This window comes from Tenacibaculum adriaticum (assembly GCF_008124875.1).
Taxonomy (GTDB): domain Bacteria; phylum Bacteroidota; class Bacteroidia; order Flavobacteriales; family Flavobacteriaceae; genus Polaribacter; species Polaribacter adriaticus.
This window is the reverse complement of record NZ_VNIA01000003.1, coordinates 238,186-263,410: the sequence shown is the minus strand read 5'-3', so window position 1 is coordinate 263,410 and position 25,225 is coordinate 238,186. Positions and strand designations below refer to the sequence as shown.

Sequence of the window (25,225 nt, the reverse complement as noted above, 5' to 3'; positions counted from 1 at the left end):
AAACCTAAAAACGTCTTGAAAAAGTTGGAATTATATACAACAATGGTGTACAAGTGCCAGAAAAGATATACTATTCAAAGCTAAACATTCTAAAAAAACAGTATTACTTGGAGATAATTATAGTGACTTTACAGGATTACCCTGTATACGATACACCATGCTATTGCTTATCTCATTCTCCAAAAAGATATAATTCCCTATACAAATATGATGTAATAGGAAACAACCTAACAAAAAATTAGACTATAACCAAGACCGGTTTGAGCAAGCAATTGATATTCTAAAAAAATAATTCTTGCTATAATTTGGATATTAAAATAATTGTTATTTTAGTACCTAATCAAAGACTTGTTCAATTTTTTTATCTATAAATTTTTCATAAAAAATTATAGTAATAAAGCCCCTCTATTCTTACAAAAACCCTTTAGTAGTAATTAAAAATGAAAAGAATTTTAAGTTATATATGGCCTCAGACAACAAAAGTAAATTCAGATTATAATGGAATATTGGAAGTAACATTCATCAATGGGCGAAAAATACTAGATAGTAAAAATGCTAATTATTCCTTTGGTTCTTTACAACAAATACTGGAAATAGGAATTTCGAAAATCGATTTAAAAAATGTTGACTCTATATTATTGTTAGGGCTGGGAGGAGGAAGCATAGTTTCTTCATTAAGAAACAAGTTTGGTTTCAATAAAAAAATAATAGCAGTTGAATTAGATCAGAAAGTTATTGATATAGCTCAAAAAGAATTTTTTATTTCTTCTTCAGATACCTTAGTTATTAAAAAATATGATGCTTTTAATTTTGTAAAGAATAGTAACAATCAATACGATTTAATAATTGTTGATTTATTTATTGATAACCAAGTTCCTAAACAATTTTACACCGAAGAATTTTGTAATAATTTGTCTAATATCATCACTACAAAAGGCTCTATTATATTTAATTTAGGAATTAATCAAATTAATAAAGACAAAAGAAACTCGGTTATAAATTATTTTTATAACAAAAAGGAATACAAAACTTTCCAATATGAAAAGATATTAGGAACTAATTCACTCTTAATAGCAAATAAAACTACCAATAAAAAAAGCCTGTAAAATAACTTTTCTTTTTAAACTTAAGTTAAAAGCTTTTTTGTTTCATCTTTACTTTGCCTTATATATTTAAATAATTCTAAGAAAACGAATAGAAATATTATAATTAACTAAAAACCAACACAAAATACAACACTTTTCGCAAAAGTACAGAGACTCTTTAATTTTAAACAAACCTCACTTGGTAGAATTAACGAATTTCTATAATTTTGCCTTCTTGATGAGAAAACCATTCAATAAATATTTGTTTTTTATAATCGCGCTATTACTTAGCGGGTTTGCAAATCTACCTGCAAATCAAGATTATAATACAATAGGTAATCCCTTTTTTAATAATCATAAAGAGATCGCTGACGTAAAGTCTGATTCTCTTTATCAACACCTAAATTTTGTTTCATTTAATCCTTCACAACAAGAAAATGAAAACAAAATTATTACCGAGGTTATAGACCTTGAAAACCTAGAGGAAGTTAATGAAAATTTATCTTTTAATCACAAATCTACTTTATTTGGTAATAGTCAAATATTAGGATGGTTTTCTTCTAAACTTCAGAATAAAATACAGTATTTTAAACCTTATTTTGGTAAGGTATCTTTAAGACTTTACGTAAAATTCCAAGTCTTTAGAATTTAATACACACACAAACGGACTAATATAATAACTTCTATAGTCTGTAAATAGATGAAAATCTAAGTCTTTCTATTAAAACCTTAAGGGTAGTTTATCCATGACGGATTTGAACTTCCTTATACATAATCATTTTATAAAAATCAAATATTTAAACTAGTAAAACAATGAGAAAAAATTTCATTTTCATTAGTTTGTTTGTGCTGCTAATTCATACAAGCTGCGAAACAAAAAAAGAGACAAAAAAAGAATACATTAAATTTTTAGTCACAAACCCTATTAAAAAAGACACTTCAATTACTAAAGATTATGTAAGTCAAATTCATTCTGTACAACATATTGAACTAAGAGCTTTAGAAAAAGGATACTTAAAAAAAGTATATGTTGATGAAGGGCAGTATGTAAAAAAAGGACAGAGAATGTTTCAAATTATGCCAAACATATATAAAGCAGACTTGCAAAAAGCTACAGCTGAAGCAAAAGTAGCTGAAATTGAATTTCAAAATACTGCACTTTTAGCAGATGGAAATGTAGTCTCTAAAAATGAACTTGCCATGGCGAAAGCTAATTATGAAAAAGCAAAAGCTGAAGTAGTTTTAGCTGAAACTCATTTAAGCTTTACTGATATTAGAGCTCCTTTTGATGGAATAATGAATCATTTACACGTGAGAGAAGGAAGTCTTTTAGATGAAGGTGAATTATTAACTACTCTTTCTGATAATAATAAAATGTGGGTTTACTTTAACGTACCAGAAGCAGAATACCTAGATTATATAACCAGCAAAGATAAGAGTAACAAAAAAGAAGTTGGTCTTTTAATGGCTAACAATAAATTGTTTAATCAAACTGGTATTGTTGAAACAATAGAAAGTGAATTTAACAATGAAACAGGTAACATTGCTTTTAGAGCAACTTTTCCGAACCCAGATGGTATTTTAAGACATGGTGAAACGGGAAGCATTTTAATGAAAGTTCCTTTTAAAAATGTAACAATCATACCTCAAAAAGCCACTTTTGAAATTTTAGATAAAAAATATGTTTTTGTAGTTGATGAAAACAATGTTGTAAAACAACGAGAAATTACTGTAGGAGCTGAATTACCACATTTATTTGTTGTAGAAAATGGAGTGTCTGAAAATGATAAAATATTACTTGAAGGCATACGAATGGTAAAAGATCAAGAGAAGATAAATGTTGAATTTGTAGAGCCAAATTCTGTCTTATCTAACTTAGATCTGTATGCCGAATAATTAAATCTTAAAGTAAACAAAATATGTTTAGTAAATTTATACATAGACCGGTATTGGCTATTGTCATTTCCGTAATTATAGTTTTTACGGGCTTGCTTGCCATAAAGCAATTACCCATATCTCAATTCCCACCAATTGCCCCTACTACGGTAAATATTTTTATAGCGTACCCGGGCTCTAGTGCAGATGTATTGGTAAACTCAACTCTTATTCCTTTAGAGACAGCTATAAATGGGGTACAAGGAATGCGTTATATCGCTTCTGATGCAACAAGTGCTGGTGAAGGAACATTACGTGTAATTTTCGAACCCGGAACAGACCCTAACCAAGCAGTCGTTAGAGTAAAAACAAGAGTCGACCAAGTAATGCCATTACTTCCAGAGCTAGTTCAGCGAGAAGGTGTTGTAATTACTCCTGTTCAACCTAGTATGTTAATGTATGTGAATCTTTTCAGCAAAGAAAAAAATAACGATGAAAAATTTCTTTACAACTACGCGTACACTAAAATAATTCCAGAAATACAACGTATTAATGGTATTGCAAGTGCTAAAATACTAGGGAGTAGAAAATATGCAATGAGGGTTTGGTTAAAACCAGACAGAATGCGTGCTTATAATATTTCTGCTGAAGAAATTTTAGAAGCAATGGAAGATCAAAGTATTTTAGCAAGACCTGGTAGATTAGGTCGAAGTTCAGGGAAAACTTCACAATCATTAGAATATGTACTTACCTATGAAAATAGATATAACGAACCTAATCAATACAAAAACATTATTATTCGCGCTAACAAAGAAGGGGAAATTTTAAAATTAGAAGATGTTGCAGATGTAAAGTTAGGAAGTGAATTTTTTGATATTTATTCAAATTTAGATGGACAACCTTCAGCTTCAATAGTTCTAAAACAAACCTTCGGTAGTAATGGTAGCGATGTAATTGAAGCTGTTAAAGCTAAATTAAAAGAATTAAAAGTAGACTTGCCGCCAGGTGTCGATTTTCAAATTAGTTATGATGTATCTAACTTTTTAGACGCTTCAATTGAACAAGTTTTACATACACTAAGAGATGCTTTTATACTTGTAGCTATAGTAGTTTTCTTGTTTCTGGGAGACTGGCGTTCTACCTTAATTCCAATTATTGCTGTCCCTGTTTCATTGATAGGTGCCTTTTTTGTAATGCAACTCTTTGGACTCTCTATTAACTTAATAACTCTTTTCGCCTTGGTTCTTGCCATTGGTATTGTGGTAGATAACGCTATTGTAGTGGTAGAGGCTGTACACGTTAAAATGGAAGAAGAAAACCTTAGCCCCTATAATGCTTCTTATGAAGTTTTAGGAGAAATTGGAGGGGCAATTGTGGCTATTACTTTAGTGATGGTTTCGGTATTTATTCCTATTTCGTTTATGACAGGTCCTGTGGGTGTTTTTTATCGTCAATTTTCCATTACTATGGCTGGCTCTATCGTAATTTCAGCAATAGTTGCTCTTACACTTACGCCTGTGCTTTGTGCTATGATGTTAAAAAATAATCATGGTAAACCTAAAAGAAAATCGCCCATAGATAAATTTATAAATTGGTTTAATAACGGATTTGAAAAACTTACCGGTAAATATGTTAACATCTTAAACAAAATTGTTGCAAGAAGAATAATAACCTTTGGAATATTAGCTGTGTTTTGCGCTGGTATCTTTTTCACCAACAAAACATTACCTGCCGGTTTTATACCTAATGAAGATCAAGGTATGATCTATGCAATTATTCAAACACCTCCTGGAGCAACTTTAGAACGTACAAATGATGTTGCTAAAAAATTGCAAAAAATTTGTGAAGAAACTGAAGGTGTTCAGTCTGTTTCGTCTTTAGCTGGTTACGAAATTATGACAGAAGGTAGAGGATCTAATGCAGGAACTTGTTTGATTAACCTAAAGCCTTGGTCAGAACGTCATCACTCAGTTCACGAAATAATGGAAGAATTAGAGGAAGAAACAAAAGATTTGGGTGCCATTATAGAATATTTTGAGCCGCCTGCTGTACCTGGTTTTGGATCTTCTGGTGGATTTTCCATGCGTTTGTTAGACAAAACCAATTCTACCGATTATCATCATTTTGAAAAAATAAATAATGATTTTATAGAAGCATTGTCTAAACGTAAAGAATTAACAGGATTATTTACTTTCTTCTCTGCAAATTACCCGCAGTATAAATTAAAAATAGACAACAAAAAAGCAATGCAAAAAGGGGTTACTATAGGTAAAGCTATGGAAAACCTCAACATTTTAATAGGTAGTACATACGAACAAGGTTTTATACGTTTTGGTAGGTTTTTTAAGGTATATACACAAGCCGCACCAGAATATAGAAGATTACCTTCCGATCTTGAAAAGCTTTTTGTTAAAAATGAAGAAGGAGAAATGGTTCCTTACTCAGCATTTATGACCATTACAAAAGAATTAGGTCCTAACGAAATTACACGTTACAATCTATATAATTCTGCATCAATAAGAGGGCTTCCTGCTTCAGGTTTCACTAGTGGAGACGCAATTAAAGCTATTAAAGAAGTTGCTGCAAAGGAGCTCCCTAGAGGATATGATGTTGCTTGGGAGGGACTTACTTATGATGAAGCTAACAGAGGTAGCGAATCACTATACATTTTTATTATAGTGTTAATATTTGTGTATTTCGTTCTTGCAGCTCAATACGAAAGTTTCTTGCTTCCTTTTGCCGTTATACTTTCCCTTCCTGTTGGTGTGTTTGGTTCTTTTGCTTTGTTAAAAATGATGGGGTTAGCCAACGATGTTTATGCTCAAATTGGAGTTATTATGCTGGTTGGTTTACTAGGTAAAAATGCCGTGCTAATTGTAGAGTTTGCAGTGCAAAAACATAGGCAAGGAGCTACAATTTTAGAAGCTGCCATTGAAGGATCTAAAGCGAGGTTTAGACCTATTTTAATGACTTCTTTTGCTTTTGTTGCTGGTTTAATTCCTTTAGTTGTAGCTACAGGAGCAGGAGCTATTGGAAATAGAACTATTGGTGGGTCTGCGATGGGAGGCATGCTCATTGGAACTCTTTTTGGTGTTATTATTATACCAGGCCTATACTACATTTTTGGTAAAATGAGTGAAGGTAAAAACCTTATTAAAGATGAAAGTGTTGAACCAATTTCTGAAGAGTTTATGAGAGTTAGCGAAGATGAAAGTCCAAGTAAGATTAAAGTTAGACTCAAAGAAATTAATAAACTTTTAAAAAAACTAACCAAAAGAAAAGAAGATGAATAATAAAATGATAAATAAATTAAAGATTAGGATAACACCTTTGGTTGGGGTTTTCGTAGTAATACTTTTATATTCATGCGTCCCTACTAAAGCAATTAGAAATGAAAACATAAGTGTTCCTAGTAGTTATAAAAACCAATCTAATGATAGTCTTAATACATCAGATACACAATGGAAAACGTTCTTTTCTGACCCTTATTTAATTTCTTTAATCGACACAGCGTTAATTAATAACCAAGAGCTCAATATTATGCTAAAACAAGTAGATATGAGTAAAAATGAGATTAAAGCAAAAAAAGGAGAATATCTCCCTTTTGTAAATATTTATGGTGGAGCAGAAATAGAAAAATCTGGTAAATACACCAGAAATGGTGCCGTAGAAGAAAATTTGAAAATTAGTGAAGACGAAGATTTTCCTGAACCTCTCACAAATTATTCATTGGGTCTTTCTGCATCTTGGGAACTCGATATTTGGAAAAAACTACGCAACGGAAAAAAAGCCGCTGTGTTAGAATATTTGTCTACTGTAGAGGGTAAGAATTTTATGGTTACCAATCTAGTTTCTGAAATTGCCAACACCTATTATGAGCTTGTTACTTTAGACAATCAATTGGATATTATTGAACAAAACTTAAAAATTCAACAGGATGCTCTTAGAATGGTAAAGTTACTAAAGGAAGCGGCAAAAACAACAGAATTAGCTGTTCGTAGGTTTAAAGCAGAAGTATTAAAAAACCAAAGTCACAAACATGAAATACAGCAACAAATAATTGAAACAGAAAACAAAATCAATTTTTTAATAGGTAAATCTCCTCAACATATTGAAAGAAATTCAGATGATTTCATTAACAAGTCAATTGATACAATTTATGCAGGATTACCTTCTCAATTATTACAAAATCGTCCCGATATAAGAAGTGCAGAATTTGAATTGTCAGCCGCAAGGTTAAATACAAAGATAGCCAAAGCTAATTTTTACCCTTCTATAGGCATTAAAGCAGGTATAGGACTACAAGCCTTTAACACCAAGTATCTTACCAAAACGCCAGAATCTCTTATATATTCTTTAGCAGGTGATGTTGTTGGACCGTTAATAAATAGAAATGCTTTAAAAGCGGAATATAAAACTGCTAATGATAGACAATTACAGGCGATTTATGAATACGAAAAAGCTATTTTGAATGCTTATATTGAAGTGGCAAACCAACTTTCGAAAATAACAAATCTTAAAAAGATTTATACATTAAGAGAAAGTCAAGTAGAAGCTCTTACCGAATCTATTGATCTTTCAACGCGACTCTTTCAATCAGCTAGGGCAGATTATATGGAAGTATTACTAACTCAGAGAGAAGCATTAGACTCTAAAATAGAGCTCATTGAAACTAAAAAAGATCAAATGTTAGCTAATATTAATGTTTACAAATCTTTAGGAGGAGGATGGAAATAATAAGCAATTAATAATCTTTTCAAAAAAAAAGCTTCGAGAAATCGAGGCTTTTTTAATTGATATAAACAAAAACTAACCATCAAAGTCAGTTTCATAAGAAAATTTCATTGATTTTTAATTTTCACCGCATTGCTTTAAAATTTCCTCTGCTCTTTTTGCTCCATAATTCGGATAAAATTTTGGCAATTCTTCTGTTTTAAAAAGCTCTAAAGCACGTGCTACGTCTTTACAATAAACTTCTGTAGACTGGCCAAAAAAACGAGCACTTCCCATATCCCACTCTGCTTTTCCTAAAACTACTCGCGGATTATTAGGCGCCAACTCTAAAGCCTGTTGGTACAAGGCTGCGTTTTTTCCTGATAAGGTCATTCCATATTTTTGCCCATCAAAAGCAATGTAAGCTGTATTTAACAATGCTTGATTAATAATAATCTCCGGGTTATTTGTTGAAATCGATTTTGCTTCCTCTAAAAATTCTTGTGCTTTTTTTAATTTTAAATTCAATACTGCCTCATCTTTCAAACCAAAACTCGCTAAAATTTCAATTGTTGCAACGTAATAGGCAGGCAACCATTCTTCTTTTTCAGCCTTTGCTATTCTTTCAAATAATTGTGACGCTTCAATTATATTATTTTCTCCCCATAATTTAAACGCCTTTTCCATGCCTTTTTCGTAATTAGTTTGTGCAGAAATAGAAGCTCCAAAAACTAACAATATAAGTGTGATTAGATTTTTCATACAAATAATTTTAATTGATTGTAATCATTAAATTAACATCTTCTGTCACCTCAAATTTGGCATCTTTATATTTTGGAGGTCCCATAAATCCTTTTGCATCGTTAGAAATTCCGACAGGCTCTTTTGGAATTCCAAAAATCTTCGTGTCCATTTTTTTATTGTCATTTTCATCATGAAATGCTGAAATTGCATATTCTCCTTTAGGAATATCCTTAAAAACTACGGTCGCTTTTTTATCAACAATTTTTACAATATCACCTTTAAATCCTTTTTTTAAAAAGGCGTCTTCTTTATTATAAAGAGCTACAAACAAACTCCCTTTATCAGATTCCAATCCTTTAAATTCAATTGTAATACTATAATTTTCTTGTGCTACTATAGCTGTTAATCCTGTTACAAAAAGTACTATTATTAAAATGATTCGTTGCATATTATTTTTTTTAGTTGTTCAAATATCTAAATGTAAAATGAGTATTCCTCAATATTCTTACCGAATTGTTCTTTTCTTCGGATGAATTGCTGTTTTTATAAATTATTTAATTGATTATTCTTTTTATCATCACTAATCGTCCAGAAAAAACCTACAAAGAAAAATTGGTCTGCACTTGGCACAATCGCTTGATGATTGTATATACCGTTTGCTTCTGGTTGATTTTTATAATTATATCCATACACATTTTTAGTACCTAACACATTATTTACTGAGAAATATAATATTTTTTGCTGACTGATTAAATATGCGGCATTCAAACTAACAGAATTGTAGTTTTTTGTTTGTTGATTCAAAAAACCACCTGCATTCGGATTCGTATACGTTCTCCCTGAAGCAAAATTATAAGTCATTCCTATTTGTGTTTTCCAATCGTTAATCCAGTATTTACCTACTAATGAGGCATTGTGTTTTGAAGCAAAATTTGGCCTTGCTTGAGTTGGATAATTTTTATAATCTCGTTGGGTATCTAAAAATGAGTACGACACCCAATAATCTAAATTCTTAATATTTTTTCCGTCTCTCCAAAAAACATCAACACCCTTTGCATATCCGTTTCCGTTATTGGTGAAATTTGTTGTTGAAGCTACAAACTGACTATCGTACTTAAGTAAGTCATCATACTTTTTATAGTATCCTTCTACTCTAAAAATCTGACGATCTTTTACAAACTGATAATTAGCAATAAAATGAGTAGCTTTTTCGGCTTTAAAACTAGTATTGAATTTTAAATATTCATTCTTCGGGTTTTGAAAAAAACTTCCGTAAGCTAATGAAAACTGCGTGTTCTTACCAGATTTATACGCAACAGATGCTCTAGGAGACATCGTAAACTGATTTAACAACGCTGAGTTTTCTACTCTTACTCCTACTTTTGTAGCGAGTTTTTTTGAGAAAAAGATATCTGCTTCTGCATAAGCCCCAAACAGGTTATTTGTAAATCCTAAATTAAAATCTTCTCCTAATGATTCTCTAAAATCCTCGTCAAAATCAGTCATGAAATATTCTGTACCAAAATTTAATTTAAAACGATTAGAAAACCGTTTGTTTAACCTAATTTTAAAATGAGCAGAATTTTCTGTATCATCCACTTCATCATCTTCTAAATTTATATCTGAAGTATCATTGGCATAACCAATTCCCCCAAAGATAGACCAACCATTACCCAAACGTTCTTTGTACGAACCATTGAAGTATAAATTCCTGTTTTGTAATCCGAAATGAAATCCATTTGGTGTATTAATATCTTCTTGAATAAGTTCTAAAGCTGTATAATTAAACGAACTATATAATTTTAACAAACTATCATCATTAGGCTTGTATCTATACACCATTTCTCCACTTGTACCTTCATAAGGTTTAATCCATTCATTTTTATCTGGAAAAGCCCATTGATACGGTGCTAAATTTACATACGATGCATTAATACTAAATGAATTTTTACCCCAAATTTGTGTGTTACCAGCTCCTACTCCTACTGTCATTAACTGTACTTCTGTTTTCTCTTGATCGGGTTGATCGATGGTATTTAATGTTAATACACTCGACAATGCTTGTCCGTACTCAGCCGAATATCCTCCTGTAGAAAATGTCATTCCTTTAAATAAAAAAGGAGAAAATCTTCCTCGTGTAGGAATATTCTTAGCCGTAGGTATAAACGGATTAAATACTCGAACTCCATCAATAAAAATTTGAGTTTCATCAGCATCTCCTCCACGTACAAACAAGCGTCCGTCTTCTTCATTAGTAGAAGTCCCTGGCAAAGTTTGAAAAGCTCCAAAAACATCACCAAGTGCACTCGCCGTTGTTACTACATCTAATGGTTTTAAAGCCGTTACTTTTGCGTTATCTCCCGCTTCAAAACTTCCTGCGTTTATGACTACAGCGTCTAATGTATTTACATCTTCTCGAAGTTTTACAATTAGATTTTGAAAAGAAGTTACCTCAGCTGTTTGAGAGTGTGTTTCAAACGAAATAAAAGAAACAACTAACGTTTTTACTCCTACTTCAGACGTTGTAAAATTGAATTTCCCTTCAATATCAGAAGACGTTCCATCATAAGTTCCTTCTAAATAAACATTTGCCCCTTCTATAGGTATTCCTTTATTATCGATTACTTTTCCATAAATCACCCTTTTTTGGGAAAAACTAAAAATTGATAAAAATAGTAGACTTAATAAAAATATTGATTTCATTGTGTTGATTTTGATGACACAAAGATGTTAGGATTCTAAAAGCAGTAATAAAATGAACTACCGAATTGTTATTTTTTATAGTTGAATTGTTTTTTAATGTAAAGTTGTACTTTTATCGCGTTAAATTAGATGTACATGTCGCACGATTTAAGTGATTATAGAAAATCTTACGAAAAAGAAGAGCTGTTAGAGCAAAATTGCCCTGAAAATCCTATTGAATTATTTCAAAAATGGTTTTTAACTGCCGATGCTTCTGAACTAGTTGATGAATCGAATGCGATGACTATTTCTTCAATTGGTTTAGATGGATTTCCCAAAAATCGCGTAGTTTTGTTAAAAAAGTATACTTGGGAAGGCTTTATCTTTTACACGAATTACAATTCTGAAAAAGGAAAAGCCATTGCAAAAAACAATCACGTCTGTTTATCCTTTTTTTGGTCTGGTTTAGAGCAACAAATTATTATTAAAGGAAAAGCAGAAAAAATTGCAGAAAATTTATCTGACGGATATTTCGAAACAAGACCCGATGGAAGTAAACTAGGAGCTTGGGCATCCAACCAAAGTGAGGTCGTTTCATCTAGAGATCAATTAGAAAAAGACCTAAAATCTCTTTCAACTAAATTTCAAAATAAAGAAATTCCAAGACCAAAACATTGGGGTGGTTTTATAGTAAAACCTGTTTCTATAGAGTTTTGGCAAGGTCGCCCAAACAGAATGCACGACAGAATTCGATATACTTTACAAAAAGATTTTTTCTGGAAGATTGAGCGATTAGCTCCTTAAATATTTATATTTGACTGCCATTTTATAAAATTGAATGAAAACACTATACATAGTTAGACACGCAAAATCCTCTTGGGAATATACAAGTGTTAAGGATCATGATAGACCTTTAAAGGAAAGAGGAATTAATGATGCTCATTTAATATCAAAGGTTTTAGCTAAGAAAATGCAACGTCCAGATGTATTTATAGCGAGTAGTGCAAATAGAGCGTTACACACCGGTATTATTTTTTGTGAAAATTTTGGTTACCCAATGGCAAACCTTAAAATAAGCAAACAATTGTATAATTTTAGTGATGGGTATTTAACAAAAACTGTTAAGGCCTTAGATGATAGTTTTGATAGCGCTATTATTTTTAGTCATGACCACGGAATTAATTTTTTTGTTAATAAATTTGGAAACAAACCAATAGCTCACGTTACTACATGTGGTGTTATTGGAATTCAATTTGACACAAAACATTGGAAAGATATTAAAAAAGGAACCACTATTTTAGTTGAATTTCCTAAAAACTATAAATAATTTTCTCTTGAAAATAAAAAAATACGGAGCCATAGATATAGGTTCAAATGCTGTTCGTTTATTAATAGCCAACGTTATTGAGGAAAAAAACAAAGAACCTTTGTTTAAAAAATCATCTTTGGTTCGTGTTCCTATACGTTTAGGTGCAGATGCTTTTGTTGCTGGGGAAATATCTGAAGTGAATACGAAAAGAATGATTGACGCCATGGAAGCTTTTAAGCTTTTAATGAATGTGCATGGTGTAGAAAGGTACAAAGCTTGTGCAACCTCAGCGATGAGAGAAGCCATTAATGGTAAACAGGTTTCAGCTGCTATTTTAGAAAAAACTGGAGTAGAAATTGAAATCATTGATGGCAAAAAAGAAGCTGCTATTATTTCTTCTACTGATTTAAAAGAGCTTATAAATTCCGACGAAACTTACTTGTATGTTGATGTTGGCGGTGGAAGTACAGAATTTACATTATTTTCTAAAGGAAGAATCGTTAATTCTAAATCATTTAAAATAGGGACTGTTAGACTTATTAACAACCCTAAAGAAGAAAACAAACGAATTTTTAAAAAGGTTGAAGAATGGATTAAATTAAATACTACAGAATATAAACGTATTACTTTAATAGGATCTGGAGGTAATATTAATAAAATCTTCAAAATGTCTGGAAGAGAAATGGGAAAACCTATATCCTATATATATATGAATGCACAATACCAATTTCTTAAAAAGATGAGTTATAAAGAACGAATCTCCGAGTTAAGTTTAAATCCAGATCGTGCAGATGTAATTGTACCCGCAACCAAAATATATCTTTCCGCTATGAAATGGAGTGGCGCACGTAAAATTTATGTTCCTAAAATCGGGCTCTCTGACGGAATTATTAAAAGTCTGTATTTCAATAAATTATAATTTTAATTAACATATTTTAACATTCTTTTTTTTTTTGCTTATATTTGTAGCGGCTATGTAAAAAACTTCCCCACCTCACATAGCTAGATAAGCTATATAATAAAATTCAAATTCTATTCGTTATGAAAAAATTATTTTTATCTGGGGCTTTGTTGGCTGCTGGATTTACTACGTTGGCTCAAGATTTGCCGACAAATGCTGAACCTGGAAAATGTTATGTCCGTTGTAAAACACCAGAGGTCTGGAAAAATCAAGATGTAACAATTGAAGTTGCTCCCGCTTACAAAAGAATTGTTACTCACCCAGCACAATACAAAACTGTTACTGAAAGTGTTTTAGTAGACGAAGGCGAACAAACATTGGTAGTTGTACCAGCAAAATATGAAGCTCAAGACTTTACTGTAGTTACTAAAGAGGCTAGTCAACGTTTATCAAAAACAGCATCTAAACCTACAATAGCGACAGAAACTGTTGTTACTAAAGAGGCAAGCCAGCGTTTAGAAGTAGTGCCTGCTCAATATGAAATGAGAGATGTTATTGTAACCGTACAAGAAGGATACAAAAAACTAGTACCTGTACCTGCAAAATACGAAGAACAAGATGTGGTTGTGACTATTAAAGAAGCTAGTCAGCGTTTAGAGACTATACCTGCTAAAATGAAAGCAGTTACCGAAACTGTAGTCGTTAAGGAAGCTTCTCAAAGGCTTGAAACCGTTCCTGCTCAATATGAAATGCGTGATGTTATAGTAACAGTTAAAGAAGCAGGACAGAGAATTGAAGTTGTTCCTGCAAAATATGAAACGCGAGATGAAGTGGTAATTATAAAAGAAGCTTCTCAACGTTTGGAAATTGTTCCTGCCGTTTATGACACAGAAACTATTACTTATAAAAAGAGAGATTATGGATCTACTTTAAAAGCAGTTCCTGCTGCTTTTAGAAACGATAGTGAAACCATAGAGGTAAGAGCTAAATCTGCGCAATGGCAAATGAGCGAAAGAGCTCCTGATTGTACTTCTTCAGACCCTAACGATTGTCGTTACTGGTGTTATAAAGAAGTTCCTGCTCAATTTACAACTGTAAATAAAACAGTATTAGATAGAGATGCAGCTGTTGAAACTTCTCAAGGGCCATGTCAAGATGGAGATAACAGCCCTAATTGTTTTGCTACTTATACCAAAAGAGTTATGAAAACTCCTCCAACTACAAGAGTTGTAACTATTCCTGAGGTAACTAAAGTTGTTAAGAAAACAGTAATGATTGCCCCACCTACAACAAGAACTATTGATGTACCAGCTGTAACTAAAGTAGTTAAAAAACGTGTAATGGTTACTCCTCCAACAACTAGAGTTGTACCTATTCCTGAAGAAACAACCCTTGTGAAAACAACCGTTGTTGATACGCCAGCTACTACAAGAGTAATTGATATACCTGCTGTGACTAAAATTATAAAAAAAACAGTAATGGTTACTCCTCCATCGACAAGAGAAGTTGAAGTACCAGCTGTAACCAAAGTAGTTAAAAAAAGAGTAATGGTTACTCCTCCAACAACCAGAATAATTCCTATTCCTGAAGAAACTACTACTGTTCAAAAAACTATACCTGCAACAGAATCAACTGCTGTAGTAGCAATACCAGAAGTAACTACTGTTATGAAAAAAACAGTAATGGCTACTCCTCCTACAACTAGAATTGTTAAATCTGATCCAAAATATACTTCTATTAAGAAAACTATTTTAGAAAAAGATGCTTATACAGACGAAATTACGGTTCCTGCTAAATACAAAACTGTCACTAAAGAGGTTCTGGTTTCTAAAGGAGGGTTAACTTCATGGAAGACTGTAGATTGTGAATTAGTGACAAATACACCTTTACCTATTAACTGGAATACTGGTAGTTCAACTTTAACTCCTGCAGCCAAACGTATTATTGATGCTCGTTTATTACCAGTATTAACAGACGGTGTTGCTGTAGCTATTGAATCTCATACTGATGCTAGAGGTAGTAAAACTAGTAACCAATCTTTATCAGAAAGAAGAGCTCAATCTGTAGTAAACTATTTAGTTACTAGAGGTGTTAATCCTAGTCAATTAACTGCTAATGGTTTTGGTGAAACTAAATTAACTAATAGATGTGCTGATGGTGTATCTTGTACCGAACGTGAGCATGCTGCAAACCGAAGAACTACATTTAGAGTTATCAATCAAAATTAATTCTTGGTTGGTAATTAGTAACATAAAATTCTAATTATAGAATCAAAATTAAAACCCAAGCTAACACTTGGGTTTTTCTATTTATATAATTTTCACAAATTAAAAACAATACATATTTCATCAAACAAGAAGTAAACTATAATTAATTTACACCAAGAAGTTAAATACCGACTCTAAGGCTTTTCTATCTAAGTTAAAAACATATTCCCTGGCAGTACTCCATAATTACATCGGAAAATTTTACCCAACAAATTCATTTATAAACACATCTATTTAACACTTTCTCCTTACTATATCTCCCAACAGCAGTTAAATAAAAAAGCACTCTAAATAAGAGCGCTTTTAATTTTATAATTAGTATGTGATTAATTTCTTTTAATAAATAGTGTATCTAACTTCATTTCCTTTTGTAACCAAACTCTTAATTCTTTTTCCTTTTTTAGTACTGTTGAATCTGCTAATTTAGTATTCCATTTAATAGTTGCTACTGGTATCGTATCCACTTTAATGAAATCTTTAGAACTTAATATATTCGCAAAACTAATCTCTTTAATATCATTATAGCGAATTTTTGCATCTTTAGCTATAGAGCTAAAAGGAATAAACTTATCATTTCTTAGCTGTGCTTCTTGTTCTATTCTTTGATTTAACGAAGTTATTGTCACTTTTAAGTCCTCTATTTCCTTATTCAAACCAACTATAATATTGTCTTTTGAATCTAAATCTGCTATGGCTCTATCATAAGCATCCATTACTCTATCTACACTTCTAGCTTTATTTGCATTAATTGCTAAATCAAAATCTTTTAAATTATCGTATGCTTTTAATTCATTTCTTAAATCTGTTTCTGTAGCCTCCGTAATATCACCATTAAAAAATAGATTTATCTTTTTAGTACTAGGGTCAATATTTTCTCTTTGTAACCACAAACTATTATTAGAATAAACTTCCTTTTTTAAAAATTGCTTGTAATTAGCATCTATGACGCTTTTCTTATACACTCGAACAAAAGTAATCATAGCTGGTATCATTACTAAAACAGCTATCAAAGAAGCCATTTGTGCAATACGTTTACGTTTTGCAGAATTTACATAACGAATCATTGTAAACCCTAATAACTTTAACACTAAAAATGTTGCTAAGGCAATAAAAATAGTATTAATGGTAAACAAATACATAGCTCCACTAAAATACTCAAAGTTACCAATTGCCAAACCATAACCCGCTGTACATAATGGTGGCATTAATGCAGTTGCAATTGCCACACCAAAGATAACCGAAGCAATCGTACCTCTCTTAGTTCTTGCAATAATAAGCGCTAATCCACCAAAAAAAGCAATTAGTACATCACGAATATCTGGCTGAACCCTACCTAATAATTCAGATGTATCTTCTTTTAAAGGAAACAACACAAAAAACAAAAAAGCTGTCAACAAGCTTAGTGTAATCATTACCAGTAAGTTGACTAGCGATTTACGTAAAGTATCAATATCATTAATAGCAATAGATAAACCCACTCCTAAAATAGGTCCCATTAACGGTGATATTAACATAGCACCGATTACTACTGCTGTCGAGTTAGCATTTAACCCAATAGATGCAATAAATATAGAGCAGACCAAAATCCACGATGTGGCTCCTTTAAGAGGAATATCTTGCTCTATTGCTTTTATAGTAGCCTCTTGGTCTGTATCATTTCTAAAATCAAGTAACTCGTATAAAAAGTGTTTTATTTTTTCAAATAATCCTTGAGCATCTTTAGCAATTTCATCTTTTGAATTTACCCCTTCATTAGACTGAATATTTCCAGTCTTTTTAATATCTTTTTCCATTAATAATTTAGTATTATTTTTTTAAGTGAAATATACGAAAAGTAACTTATATCTAATTATAATTATCTCTCATTACTAGTTAAAAAATATCTCCATAATTATTACTCTTAAAAAAAACACCGAACATATATAGTATATCTTCGGTGTTTAACTTTTAATCCCCAAAAAAAGTTTATGTGTAGTGGGGAGAGCAGGATTCGAACCTGCGAAGTCGTAAGACAACGGAGTTACAGTCCGTCCCATTTGGCCGCTCTGGAATCTCCCCAAAATTTTCAAATAAAAAGCTCCTCTTTAGAGAAGCTTAAAAGTGACCGGGCTGGGGCTCGAACCCAGGACCCTCTCCTTAAAAGGGAGATGCTCTACCAACTGAGCTACCAGGTCATTATTCCTTTTCTGTTAGCGGGTGCAAATATAGAGCCTTATTTTAAAAAAACAAGCATATTTTTAAATTTATTTTAACCTTTTCTTATCATTAAAAAGCAGTGTTTTACAAATCAATAAGTTAGGGCTAATTTTCATTTAAATATGCTTCTCTAACTTTTTTAAATAGGTTAGAAGAATATACAAAATCAACCACATCTTGGTTATTTGTTTTAAAAATTTCCTTACTACTTCCCTCCCATGCTTTTAATCCATCTTTTAAAAAAACTATTTTATCTCCAATTTCCATAACAGAATTCATATCGTGCGTATTAATTACTGTAGTTATTTGATACTCTTCCGTAATCTCTTTAATTAAATTATCTATCAATATTGAAGTGCTGGGATCTAAACCTGAATTTGGTTCATCACAAAACAAATATTTTGGATTCATTACAATAGCTCTCGCAATGGCTACTCTTTTTTGCATACCTCCTGATAATTCTGCTGGAAATTTTTTGTTAGAGTTTTCTAAATTCACTCTTTTCAGTACAAAATTTACTCTTTCTAACATTTCAGCAAAAGGCTTTTTCGTAAACATTTTTAGAGGAAACATTACATTTTCTTCAACCGTTTGTGAATCAAATAGAGCACTACCTTGAAAAACCATTCCAAGTTCTTGACGAAACTCTCTTTTGTCTTCAATGGTCATTTCTGTGTTTACTTTACCATTATAAACAATAGTTCCTTTTTCTGGCGTATGTAAACCAAGTAATGATTTTAAAAAAACCGTTTTACCGGCACCACTTTGCCCAATAATTAAACTTGTTTTACCTACTTCAAAAGTTGTAGAAATCCCTTTCAAAACCTCAGTATCTCCAAAACTCTTATATATATCGTTTACAACTATCATAATTAAGTTAACAACATTTGGGTTAAGAAATAATTAGCTATTACTATAGTTACTGTAGTCCAAACAACTGATTGTGTACTTGCTTTTCCTACCTCTAAAGATCCTCCTTTTACATAATAACCTTGGTATGAAGGAACAGTAGCTATTAAGAAAGCAAAAACGACTGTTTTAATTAAAGCATAGGTAATTAAAAAAGGATTAAAATCTGTTTGTACACCTATAATAAAATCTGCTCCAGAAAATAACCCAGATAAAACCCCAGCAACCCATCCACCAAAAATTCCTAAAAACATTCCTAAAATAACCAAAAAAGGATAGAAAAAAATTGTAGCTAAAATTTTTGGCAACACTAAATAATTTAGTGAGTTTATCCCCATTATTTCTAAAGCATCTATTTGCTCTGTAACTCTCATTGTGCCTATACTCGAGGTAATATAAGACCCTACTTTTCCTGCTAGAATAATTGAACAAAATGTAGGTGCAAATTCTAATATAACCGATCGTTTAGCTGCAAAACCGATAAGTGATTTTGGTATAAAAGGACTTTCTAAATTTAATGCAGTTTGCAAGGCTATTACACCTCCAATAAAAAATGATATAAAAGCAATAATCCCTAAAGATTTTATACCCAACTCTTCTATTTCTTTAAATAAAGCTTCACGAAAAACTCTAGCTCTTTGAGGCTTTTTAAAAACCTCTTTCAACATTATAAAATATTTACCGATATGCTCGATATAATTCATCCAATTTCTTTTTGTTTTGCTAAAGTAGTAAGAATATTCATTTGAATAAAAATGTTTATCATATTAAAAAATCATTAACCCGAAAACAATTTGAGTTTTTCCTGTTGAAAATCTTTACTTTTGATTTTTCTTTAAACACAAACTAGATGAAAACCAAGTATCTTTTTGCTATTCTCTCTCTCTTTTTAATTTTTGGATGTACCATTGAAAAGAAAACAGTTGTAAAACCTAAGTTAGTTATTGGAATAGTTGTTGACCAAATGCGTTATGATTACCTTATCAGATTTGAAAGTAAATATGGAGAAGGCGGATTTAAACGTTTATTAAAACATGGGTTTTCTCTCGAGAATGCTCATTATAATTACATTCCAACATACACTGCTGTAGGACATACTTCTATTTATACAGGAACAACTCCTACAAACCATGGGATAATTGGTAATAATTGGTATGATAAATATTTAAAAAAATCTATATACTGTGTTGATGATGAAAATTACAAAACTGTGGGAAATGAAGCAGATGGTGGTAAAAAATCACCTTATAGATTGCAAACTACAACAATTACTGATCAACTTAGATTAGCACAAAATATGAACGGAAAAACAATAGGTATTGCCATTAAAGATCGTTCTGCTATTTTACCTGCAGGTCATTCAGCAAATGCAGCATATTGGTTTGATGGGGGTAGTAAAGGTGAATGGATTTCCTCTTCATATTATATGAATGATTTACCTACATGGGTTCAAGAATTTAATAAATCTGGGAAGGCCGATGAATATTTAAACAAACCTTGGGAGACTTTATATGATATTAAAACATATACTGAAAGTATTACTGATGATAATAATTTTGAAGAAACTTTTAAAGGTGAGGAGAAGCCTGTTTTTCCACATAACATTCCAACTTTGAGAAGCAAAAACAACAACTATAGTATTTTAAAAGCTATACCTGCGGGAAACTCTATTACTGCTGATTTTGCCAAAGCCGCCATTATTGCTGAAAATCTAGGAAAAAATAACTATACAGATTTTTTAGCCGTAAGTTTTTCTTCTACCGACTATGTTGGTCATCAATTTGGAGTTGCTTCTAAAGAAATTGAAGATACTTATTTACGTTTAGATAAAGATTTAGAAAGTTTTTTTAACTTTTTAGACACTCAAGTAGGAAAAGGAAATTACACTCTGTTCTTAACTGCAGATCATGCAGCAACACAGGTCCCTGCATACTTACATTCGGTAAAAATACCAGGCAGCTATTTCAGTAATAAAAAATTTAAAGAGTTTATGGATGGGGTAACTGAAGAACATTTTAAATCGAGTGATTTAATAGAAAATATTTCAAATTTTCAAATCTTTTTAAATAAAGAAAAAATAGCACAATTAAAGTTAAATGCTAACGAAATTGCTCAAACCTTAGCTGACGCAGCTATTAATTATAAAGGAATTTACAAATCAGTTACTGCTAAAACTATGCAGTCGACCACTTTTACTACTGGAATTTTAAACACGCTTCAAAACGGGTACAACCAAAAATTTTCGGGTGATGTTTTATTAGTTCCTACTCCGTCTACGATCAACTATCCTAAAAAAGGAACTACGCATGGTTCTGGTTATTCATATGACACCCATATTCCTGTGATTTTCTACGGAAATGGTATTAAAAAAGGGAGTTCTAAAAAGAAATATGAAATTATAGACATAGCTCCAACTATTTCTAATTTATTACAAATTGAATTTCCAAATGGAAATACTGGAAAAATAATTGGTGAAGTTTTAGAATAAAAAATACAGTAAATACTATCATAATTATAATGTGCATCAAAATTTATTTCACCTTTTGATGCACATTAATCGCTTTATTTGCTAGAAAAAAGCCTGTTAGAAGTGAAACAAATGCTCCTACTGAAATTCCTGGAACAAAATCAATGAATAAAAAGAAATCATACGCTCCATGAAAAAGAATTGCTAATAAAAGTCCAATGAGGTTAAATAACCTTTTATTTTTTGAAAACTTAGCTTTTCCCATAAAAAAACCCATCAAAATTGCAAAAGTAGCATGTGCTGGAACTGCTGTAAATGCTCTTATAATTCCAGTTCCTGCTCCGTATTGAAATACATACAATACATTTTCTAATGTCGCGAACCCCATAGACACCATAACTGCATATACTATACCATCAAAAGGTTCGTTAAATTCTTTATTAGTTTGGGCATAATAGCGTACTATTATATATTTTGAAAACTCTTCTACAAACCCAACAACAACAAAAGCTTTTACCAAAATTTGTATAATATTTCTAGAGTCTGTCACTATAAAATACCCATTTAATACAGCTCCTAAAATTATAGTTACTAAAATGCTTACAATAGCTCCTAAAACAAAATTCTTTATTAGAAAGTTAATGGGTTCTTTTTCAAACTTATCTTTTAAATAAATATAAGCTACAATTATCATTGCTGGTGCAACCGCTAAAAGGAGTAAATTCATATTTGAAATATACACTAATTTTAAAAATATTGTTTAATCTTAACTAGTTTGTGTTTTTAAAAATTTAGAAATAAAAAAATCCGCAATTGCGGATTTTTTTTATTGTTTATTTCTTCGGAAGAAAAACTTCCGCCATCATACACCTTGCACTTCCTCCACCACATACTTCAATAGTATCTAACGAACTTGAAATGATTTTACAATGTTTATTTATTCGACTAATCTGAGATTGTGTAAGGCTATTAAATGCCGCTTGACTCATTACTAAAAAACGCTCATCATCAGTACCTCTAACTTGTAACATGTTTCCAGCAAAATTATTAACTTGATCTTCCGTTATATCAATAACTTCTTTTCCATCTTCTTTAAGATGTTTTAATAGGTTTTTACGTTCTTTTTTATCATCGATACACGCTAAACAAACTACCGCAAAAGTTTCTGCCAAACACATCATTACGTTAGTATGATATATCGCTTTCCTTTTTTCGTTAACTGTTTGGTTTGCTGTAAAAACTACTGGAGTATATTCAAAATCTTCACAAAACTCTATAAATAAATCTTCATCGGCTCTTGGTGAAAGTGCACAATAAGCTTTTTTATTTATTCGGTCTAACAGCAAACTTCCTGTTCCTTCTAAAAAAATTCCTTCTTCTTCAGCAGACGTATAATCTACAATATTTTCAATTACAAACCCTTTCTCTTCAAGAACTTCTAAAACATCCTCTCTTCTTTCTAATCTTCTATTTTCAGCAAACATTGGATAGAGCGCTACTGTTCCATCTTGATGAAAAGACACCCAATTATTGGGAAAAATAGAATCTGGTGTATCATGCTCTTCAGTATCGGAAACCACAACTACATTAACTCCAAAACTTTTCAGTTTTTCAACATAATCATCAAACTCTTGTTGTGCTTTTGCGTTTACAGTACTTGGTAATAAATTATCTAATACTTTTTGATAATAATTATTAACTGCTGTTTGCTCGTTCATCCTAAAATTAATTGGACGAATCATTAAGATAGTATTGGTTGTTTGATGCATCTAATCTCTTATTAAAGGTAAAGTTGAACAACGTAATAAACCTTCTTGTTTTGAAATTTCTGCATACGGAACTTCTTCAACAGTAAAACCTTGTTCTCTCAACCAAGTATTTAGTCTTGTAAAGTTTTTTTCAGAGATTACTACATCATCAGATATAGAAAATATATTACTATTCATATAATACATTTCATCTCTAGAAATATGAAAAAGATTTTCTTTACCAAATAAATCTACCAAATAAATATAATCACTTTCTTCTCTAAAACCACTTTTATAAATAATTCCTTTGTTTTTACCTACTGGTTGAAAACAACAGTCTAAATGCAATGCATTATCTCTAGGTTCTATTTTCGATTTAACCAAATCGAATTCTTTAACAATTTTATTAGGAAACAATTCTTTTATAAAATTTACACCTTCCATGTTGGTTCTGGCTGTGATGTAATTTTTATAATCACTTCCTTTATAAGTTCCTATAAATATATGATCGTTCCAAAGCATTACATCTCCTCCTTCAATATGTACTTCTTCCGGAGGTCTAACTACTTTTTTAGGATCAATTTTATCGATAACATATTGAATTGCTTCTAACTCTTCTTCTCTATTTGGTAAGATGTTAGCTTTAATAAAAATATCATCTATTACGAAAGCAATATCTCTTGCAAATATTTGATTGCAATTTTCGATTATTTGAGGTCTATAAACTTCTACACCATATTTTTCAAACACCTTAGCTACGGCTTCCATTTCCTTAATCATATCTGCCTCTATTGGATATGTTCCTGCTAGAATATGTTCTAAAGATTTGGGGTCGTATGCTTCCTCTACCGTAGGGGTTGGACCATTACTTTTTGCTGTTCCTAAAACGACAGCCCTTAACCTAGAAGTTTCGTTTTTAACGTTGAGTTTTAACATATATATCAAAAAAAAGTCATTTTGAAAGAATTGAAAAATCGTATTGAGATTTTTCGTTTCACTCAAAATGACTAATTATCATTTTAATAAAATTTATCTTTTATTGATGTTTACAAACGGACGAACATTTTCGCCAATGTAAACTTGTCTTGGACGACCAATTGGTTCTTTACGTAAACGCATTTCTCTCCATTGAGCAATCCATCCTGGTAAACGACCTAAAGCAAACATTACAGTAAACATTTCTACAGGAATACCCATGGCTCTATAAATAATACCTGAATAAAAATCTACATTAGGATATAATTTTCTTTTCACGAAATAATCATCATTTAATGCCTCTTGCTCTAATCCTTTAGCTACATTTAAAATTGGGTCTTTCACTCCTAATTCAGCTAAAACTTCATCTGCAGCAACCTTAATAATTTTTGCACGTGGATCAAAGTTTTTATAAACTCTATGTCCAAATCCCATCAAACGGAAAGGATCTTCTTTATCCTTTGCCTTACCCATATATTTTTTAGTATCTCCTCCATCTTCCTTAATAGCTTCTAACATTTCTAACACTGCTTGGTTAGCTCCACCATGAAGTGGCCCCCAAAGTGCAGAAATACCAGCTGATAAAGATGCGAATAAACCTGCATGAGATGACCCAACAATTCTCACTGTTGAAGTAGAACAGTTTTGTTCGTGATCTGCATGTAAAATTAATAATTTGTCTAAAGCATTTACTAAAACAGGGTTTTGTGTATATTCTTCATTAGGTTGTTCGAACATCATTTTTAATACGTTTTCTACATAACCTAATTTTTTCGATCCGTAATTTAAAGGTAAACCTTGTTTCTTACGCATTGTCCAAGCTACTAAAACTGGGAATTTACCCATTATTTTAACAATAGCATTATACATTTCTTCCTCTGAATCTACATTAACTGAAGAAGGATTAAACGCTGTTAATGCCGATGTTAATGAAGATAAAACTCCCATTGGGTGTGCATTTTTAGGAAACGCATCTAAAATCTTTTTTACATCATCATCAACAACCGATTGTTTCATGATATCTTCATGAAACTTATCTAATTGTTCTTTCGTCGGTAATTCACCAAAAATTAAAGCATATGCTACCTCTAAAAAATCTGCTTTTTCTGCCAATTCTTCAATAGCATAACCACGGTAACGTAAAATTCCTTTTTCTCCATCTAAAAATGTGATTGCACTTTCGCAAGATCCTGTATTCTTATATCCTGGATCGATTGTAATTACTCCATTAGTCGCTCCTCGAAGTGTTTTTATATCGATGGCAACTTCATTCTCAGTTCCTTTAACTAGAGGGAATTCATAAGTGTTTTCACCTATCTGTAGTTTTGCTATATCTGACATTTTTATATCTTAA

The 25,225-nt window shown here is 31.4% G+C and carries 20 protein-coding genes and 2 tRNA genes; 10 read left to right on the top strand and 12 right to left on the bottom strand.

Annotated features, from left to right (window positions below):
• Positions 1–440 precede the first annotated feature (440 nt).
• The 5 genes from C7447_RS10240 to C7447_RS10220 all read left to right on the top strand — a co-directional run bounded on the left by C7447_RS10240 (position 441) and on the right by C7447_RS10220 (position 7,697).
• On the top strand, positions 441–1,106 hold the full coding sequence (locus tag C7447_RS10240) for a spermidine synthase (protein WP_148870419.1): 666 nt from the start codon (positions 441–443) through the stop codon (positions 1,104–1,106).
• Positions 1,107–1,284: 178 nt separating this feature from the next.
• Positions 1,285–1,737, top strand: coding sequence for a hypothetical protein (locus tag C7447_RS10235; RefSeq protein ID WP_148870418.1), 453 nt, complete (start codon positions 1,285–1,287; stop codon positions 1,735–1,737).
• A gap of 161 nt (positions 1,738–1,898) precedes the next feature.
• Positions 1,899–2,981: an efflux RND transporter periplasmic adaptor subunit gene (locus C7447_RS10230; protein ID WP_148870417.1), complete on the top strand. Its 1,083-nt coding sequence runs from the start codon at positions 1,899–1,901 to the stop codon at positions 2,979–2,981.
• 23 nt (positions 2,982–3,004) lie between these two features.
• Positions 3,005–6,253, top strand: coding sequence for an efflux RND transporter permease subunit (locus C7447_RS10225; RefSeq protein WP_148870416.1), 3,249 nt, complete (start codon positions 3,005–3,007; stop codon positions 6,251–6,253).
• A complete protein-coding gene (locus C7447_RS10220; protein WP_148870415.1) occupies positions 6,246–7,697 on the top strand; it encodes a TolC family protein in 1,452 nt (483 codons plus the stop codon). Before C7447_RS10225 ends, C7447_RS10220 begins: the two co-directional genes overlap by 8 nt.
• A gap of 114 nt (positions 7,698–7,811) precedes the next feature.
• On the opposite strand, the gene C7447_RS10215 is transcribed toward C7447_RS10220, so the two are convergent.
• From C7447_RS10215 to C7447_RS10205, 3 genes are all read right to left on the bottom strand, one after another.
• Positions 7,812–8,435 carry a hypothetical protein gene (locus C7447_RS10215; RefSeq protein ID WP_148870414.1) on the bottom strand — a complete coding sequence of 208 codons (624 nt, stop codon included), beginning with the start codon at positions 8,433–8,435 and terminating at the stop codon, positions 7,812–7,814.
• 10 nt (positions 8,436–8,445) lie between these two features.
• Entirely contained in the window at positions 8,446–8,865 is a 420-nt protein-coding gene (locus C7447_RS10210; RefSeq protein WP_148870413.1) for a DUF2141 domain-containing protein, read from the bottom strand.
• Between the two features lie 95 nt (positions 8,866–8,960).
• A complete protein-coding gene (locus tag C7447_RS10205) occupies positions 8,961–11,120 on the bottom strand; it encodes a TonB-dependent receptor (protein WP_148870412.1) in 2,160 nt (719 codons plus the stop codon).
• Between the two features lie 135 nt (positions 11,121–11,255).
• Here C7447_RS10205 and pdxH point away from each other — a divergent pair, with 135 nt between their 5' ends.
• The 4 genes from pdxH (at position 11,256) to C7447_RS10185 (ending at position 15,537) form a co-directional block, all read left to right on the top strand.
• Positions 11,256–11,903: a pyridoxamine 5'-phosphate oxidase gene (gene pdxH, locus C7447_RS10200; protein WP_148870411.1), complete on the top strand. Its 648-nt coding sequence runs from the start codon at positions 11,256–11,258 to the stop codon at positions 11,901–11,903.
• A gap of 34 nt (positions 11,904–11,937) precedes the next feature.
• Positions 11,938–12,426: a SixA phosphatase family protein gene (locus tag C7447_RS10195; RefSeq protein WP_148870410.1), complete on the top strand. Its 489-nt coding sequence runs from the start codon at positions 11,938–11,940 to the stop codon at positions 12,424–12,426.
• Between the two features lie 7 nt (positions 12,427–12,433).
• Entirely contained in the window at positions 12,434–13,327 is an 894-nt protein-coding gene (locus tag C7447_RS10190) for a Ppx/GppA phosphatase family protein (RefSeq protein WP_148870409.1), read from the top strand.
• A 122-nt stretch (positions 13,328–13,449) separates the two neighbouring features.
• The gene (locus C7447_RS10185; RefSeq protein WP_148870408.1) at positions 13,450–15,537 is read left to right on the top strand and encodes an OmpA family protein; all 2,088 of its coding nucleotides are present in this window, start codon (positions 13,450–13,452) and stop codon (positions 15,535–15,537) included.
• Positions 15,538–15,902: 365 nt separating this feature from the next.
• Here C7447_RS10185 and C7447_RS10180 read toward each other — a convergent pair whose 3' ends face one another.
• The 5 genes from C7447_RS10180 to C7447_RS10160 all read right to left on the bottom strand — a co-directional run bounded on the left by C7447_RS10180 (position 15,903) and on the right by C7447_RS10160 (position 19,385).
• On the bottom strand, positions 15,903–17,369 hold the full coding sequence (locus tag C7447_RS10180) for a DUF389 domain-containing protein (protein WP_148870407.1): 1,467 nt from the start codon (positions 17,367–17,369) through the stop codon (positions 15,903–15,905).
• 182 nt (positions 17,370–17,551) lie between these two features.
• A tRNA-Tyr gene (locus tag C7447_RS10175) sits at positions 17,552–17,634 on the bottom strand.
• 43 nt (positions 17,635–17,677) lie between these two features.
• A tRNA-Lys gene (locus C7447_RS10170) sits at positions 17,678–17,750 on the bottom strand.
• Between the two features lie 127 nt (positions 17,751–17,877).
• Complete coding sequence (locus C7447_RS10165; protein ID WP_148870406.1) at positions 17,878–18,642, bottom strand: ABC transporter ATP-binding protein; 765 nt, start codon at positions 18,640–18,642, stop codon at positions 17,878–17,880.
• Positions 18,643–18,644: 2 nt separating this feature from the next.
• Positions 18,645–19,385 (bottom strand): MlaE family ABC transporter permease, encoded by a 741-nt coding sequence (locus tag C7447_RS10160; RefSeq protein WP_148870405.1) that lies wholly within the window; start codon positions 19,383–19,385, stop codon positions 18,645–18,647.
• Between the two features lie 146 nt (positions 19,386–19,531).
• Here C7447_RS10160 and pafA point away from each other — a divergent pair, with 146 nt between their 5' ends.
• Positions 19,532–21,169, top strand: coding sequence for an alkaline phosphatase PafA (pafA, locus tag C7447_RS10155; RefSeq protein WP_148870404.1), 1,638 nt, complete (start codon positions 19,532–19,534; stop codon positions 21,167–21,169).
• A gap of 43 nt (positions 21,170–21,212) precedes the next feature.
• Here pafA and C7447_RS10150 read toward each other — a convergent pair whose 3' ends face one another.
• The 4 genes from C7447_RS10150 to C7447_RS10135 all read right to left on the bottom strand — a co-directional run bounded on the left by C7447_RS10150 (position 21,213) and on the right by C7447_RS10135 (position 25,212).
• Complete coding sequence (locus C7447_RS10150) at positions 21,213–21,875, bottom strand: PrsW family glutamic-type intramembrane protease (RefSeq protein ID WP_148870403.1); 663 nt, start codon at positions 21,873–21,875, stop codon at positions 21,213–21,215.
• A 106-nt stretch (positions 21,876–21,981) separates the two neighbouring features.
• Positions 21,982–22,917 (bottom strand): citrulline utilization hydrolase CtlX, encoded by a 936-nt coding sequence (gene ctlX / locus C7447_RS10145; protein WP_148870402.1) that lies wholly within the window; start codon positions 22,915–22,917, stop codon positions 21,982–21,984.
• Entirely contained in the window at positions 22,918–23,832 is a 915-nt protein-coding gene (locus tag C7447_RS10140; RefSeq protein ID WP_148870401.1) for a dimethylarginine dimethylaminohydrolase family protein, read from the bottom strand. It lies immediately after the preceding gene.
• 93 nt (positions 23,833–23,925) lie between these two features.
• Positions 23,926–25,212, bottom strand: coding sequence for a citrate synthase (locus tag C7447_RS10135; protein ID WP_148870400.1), 1,287 nt, complete (start codon positions 25,210–25,212; stop codon positions 23,926–23,928).
• Positions 25,213–25,225: the final 13 nt, after the last annotated feature.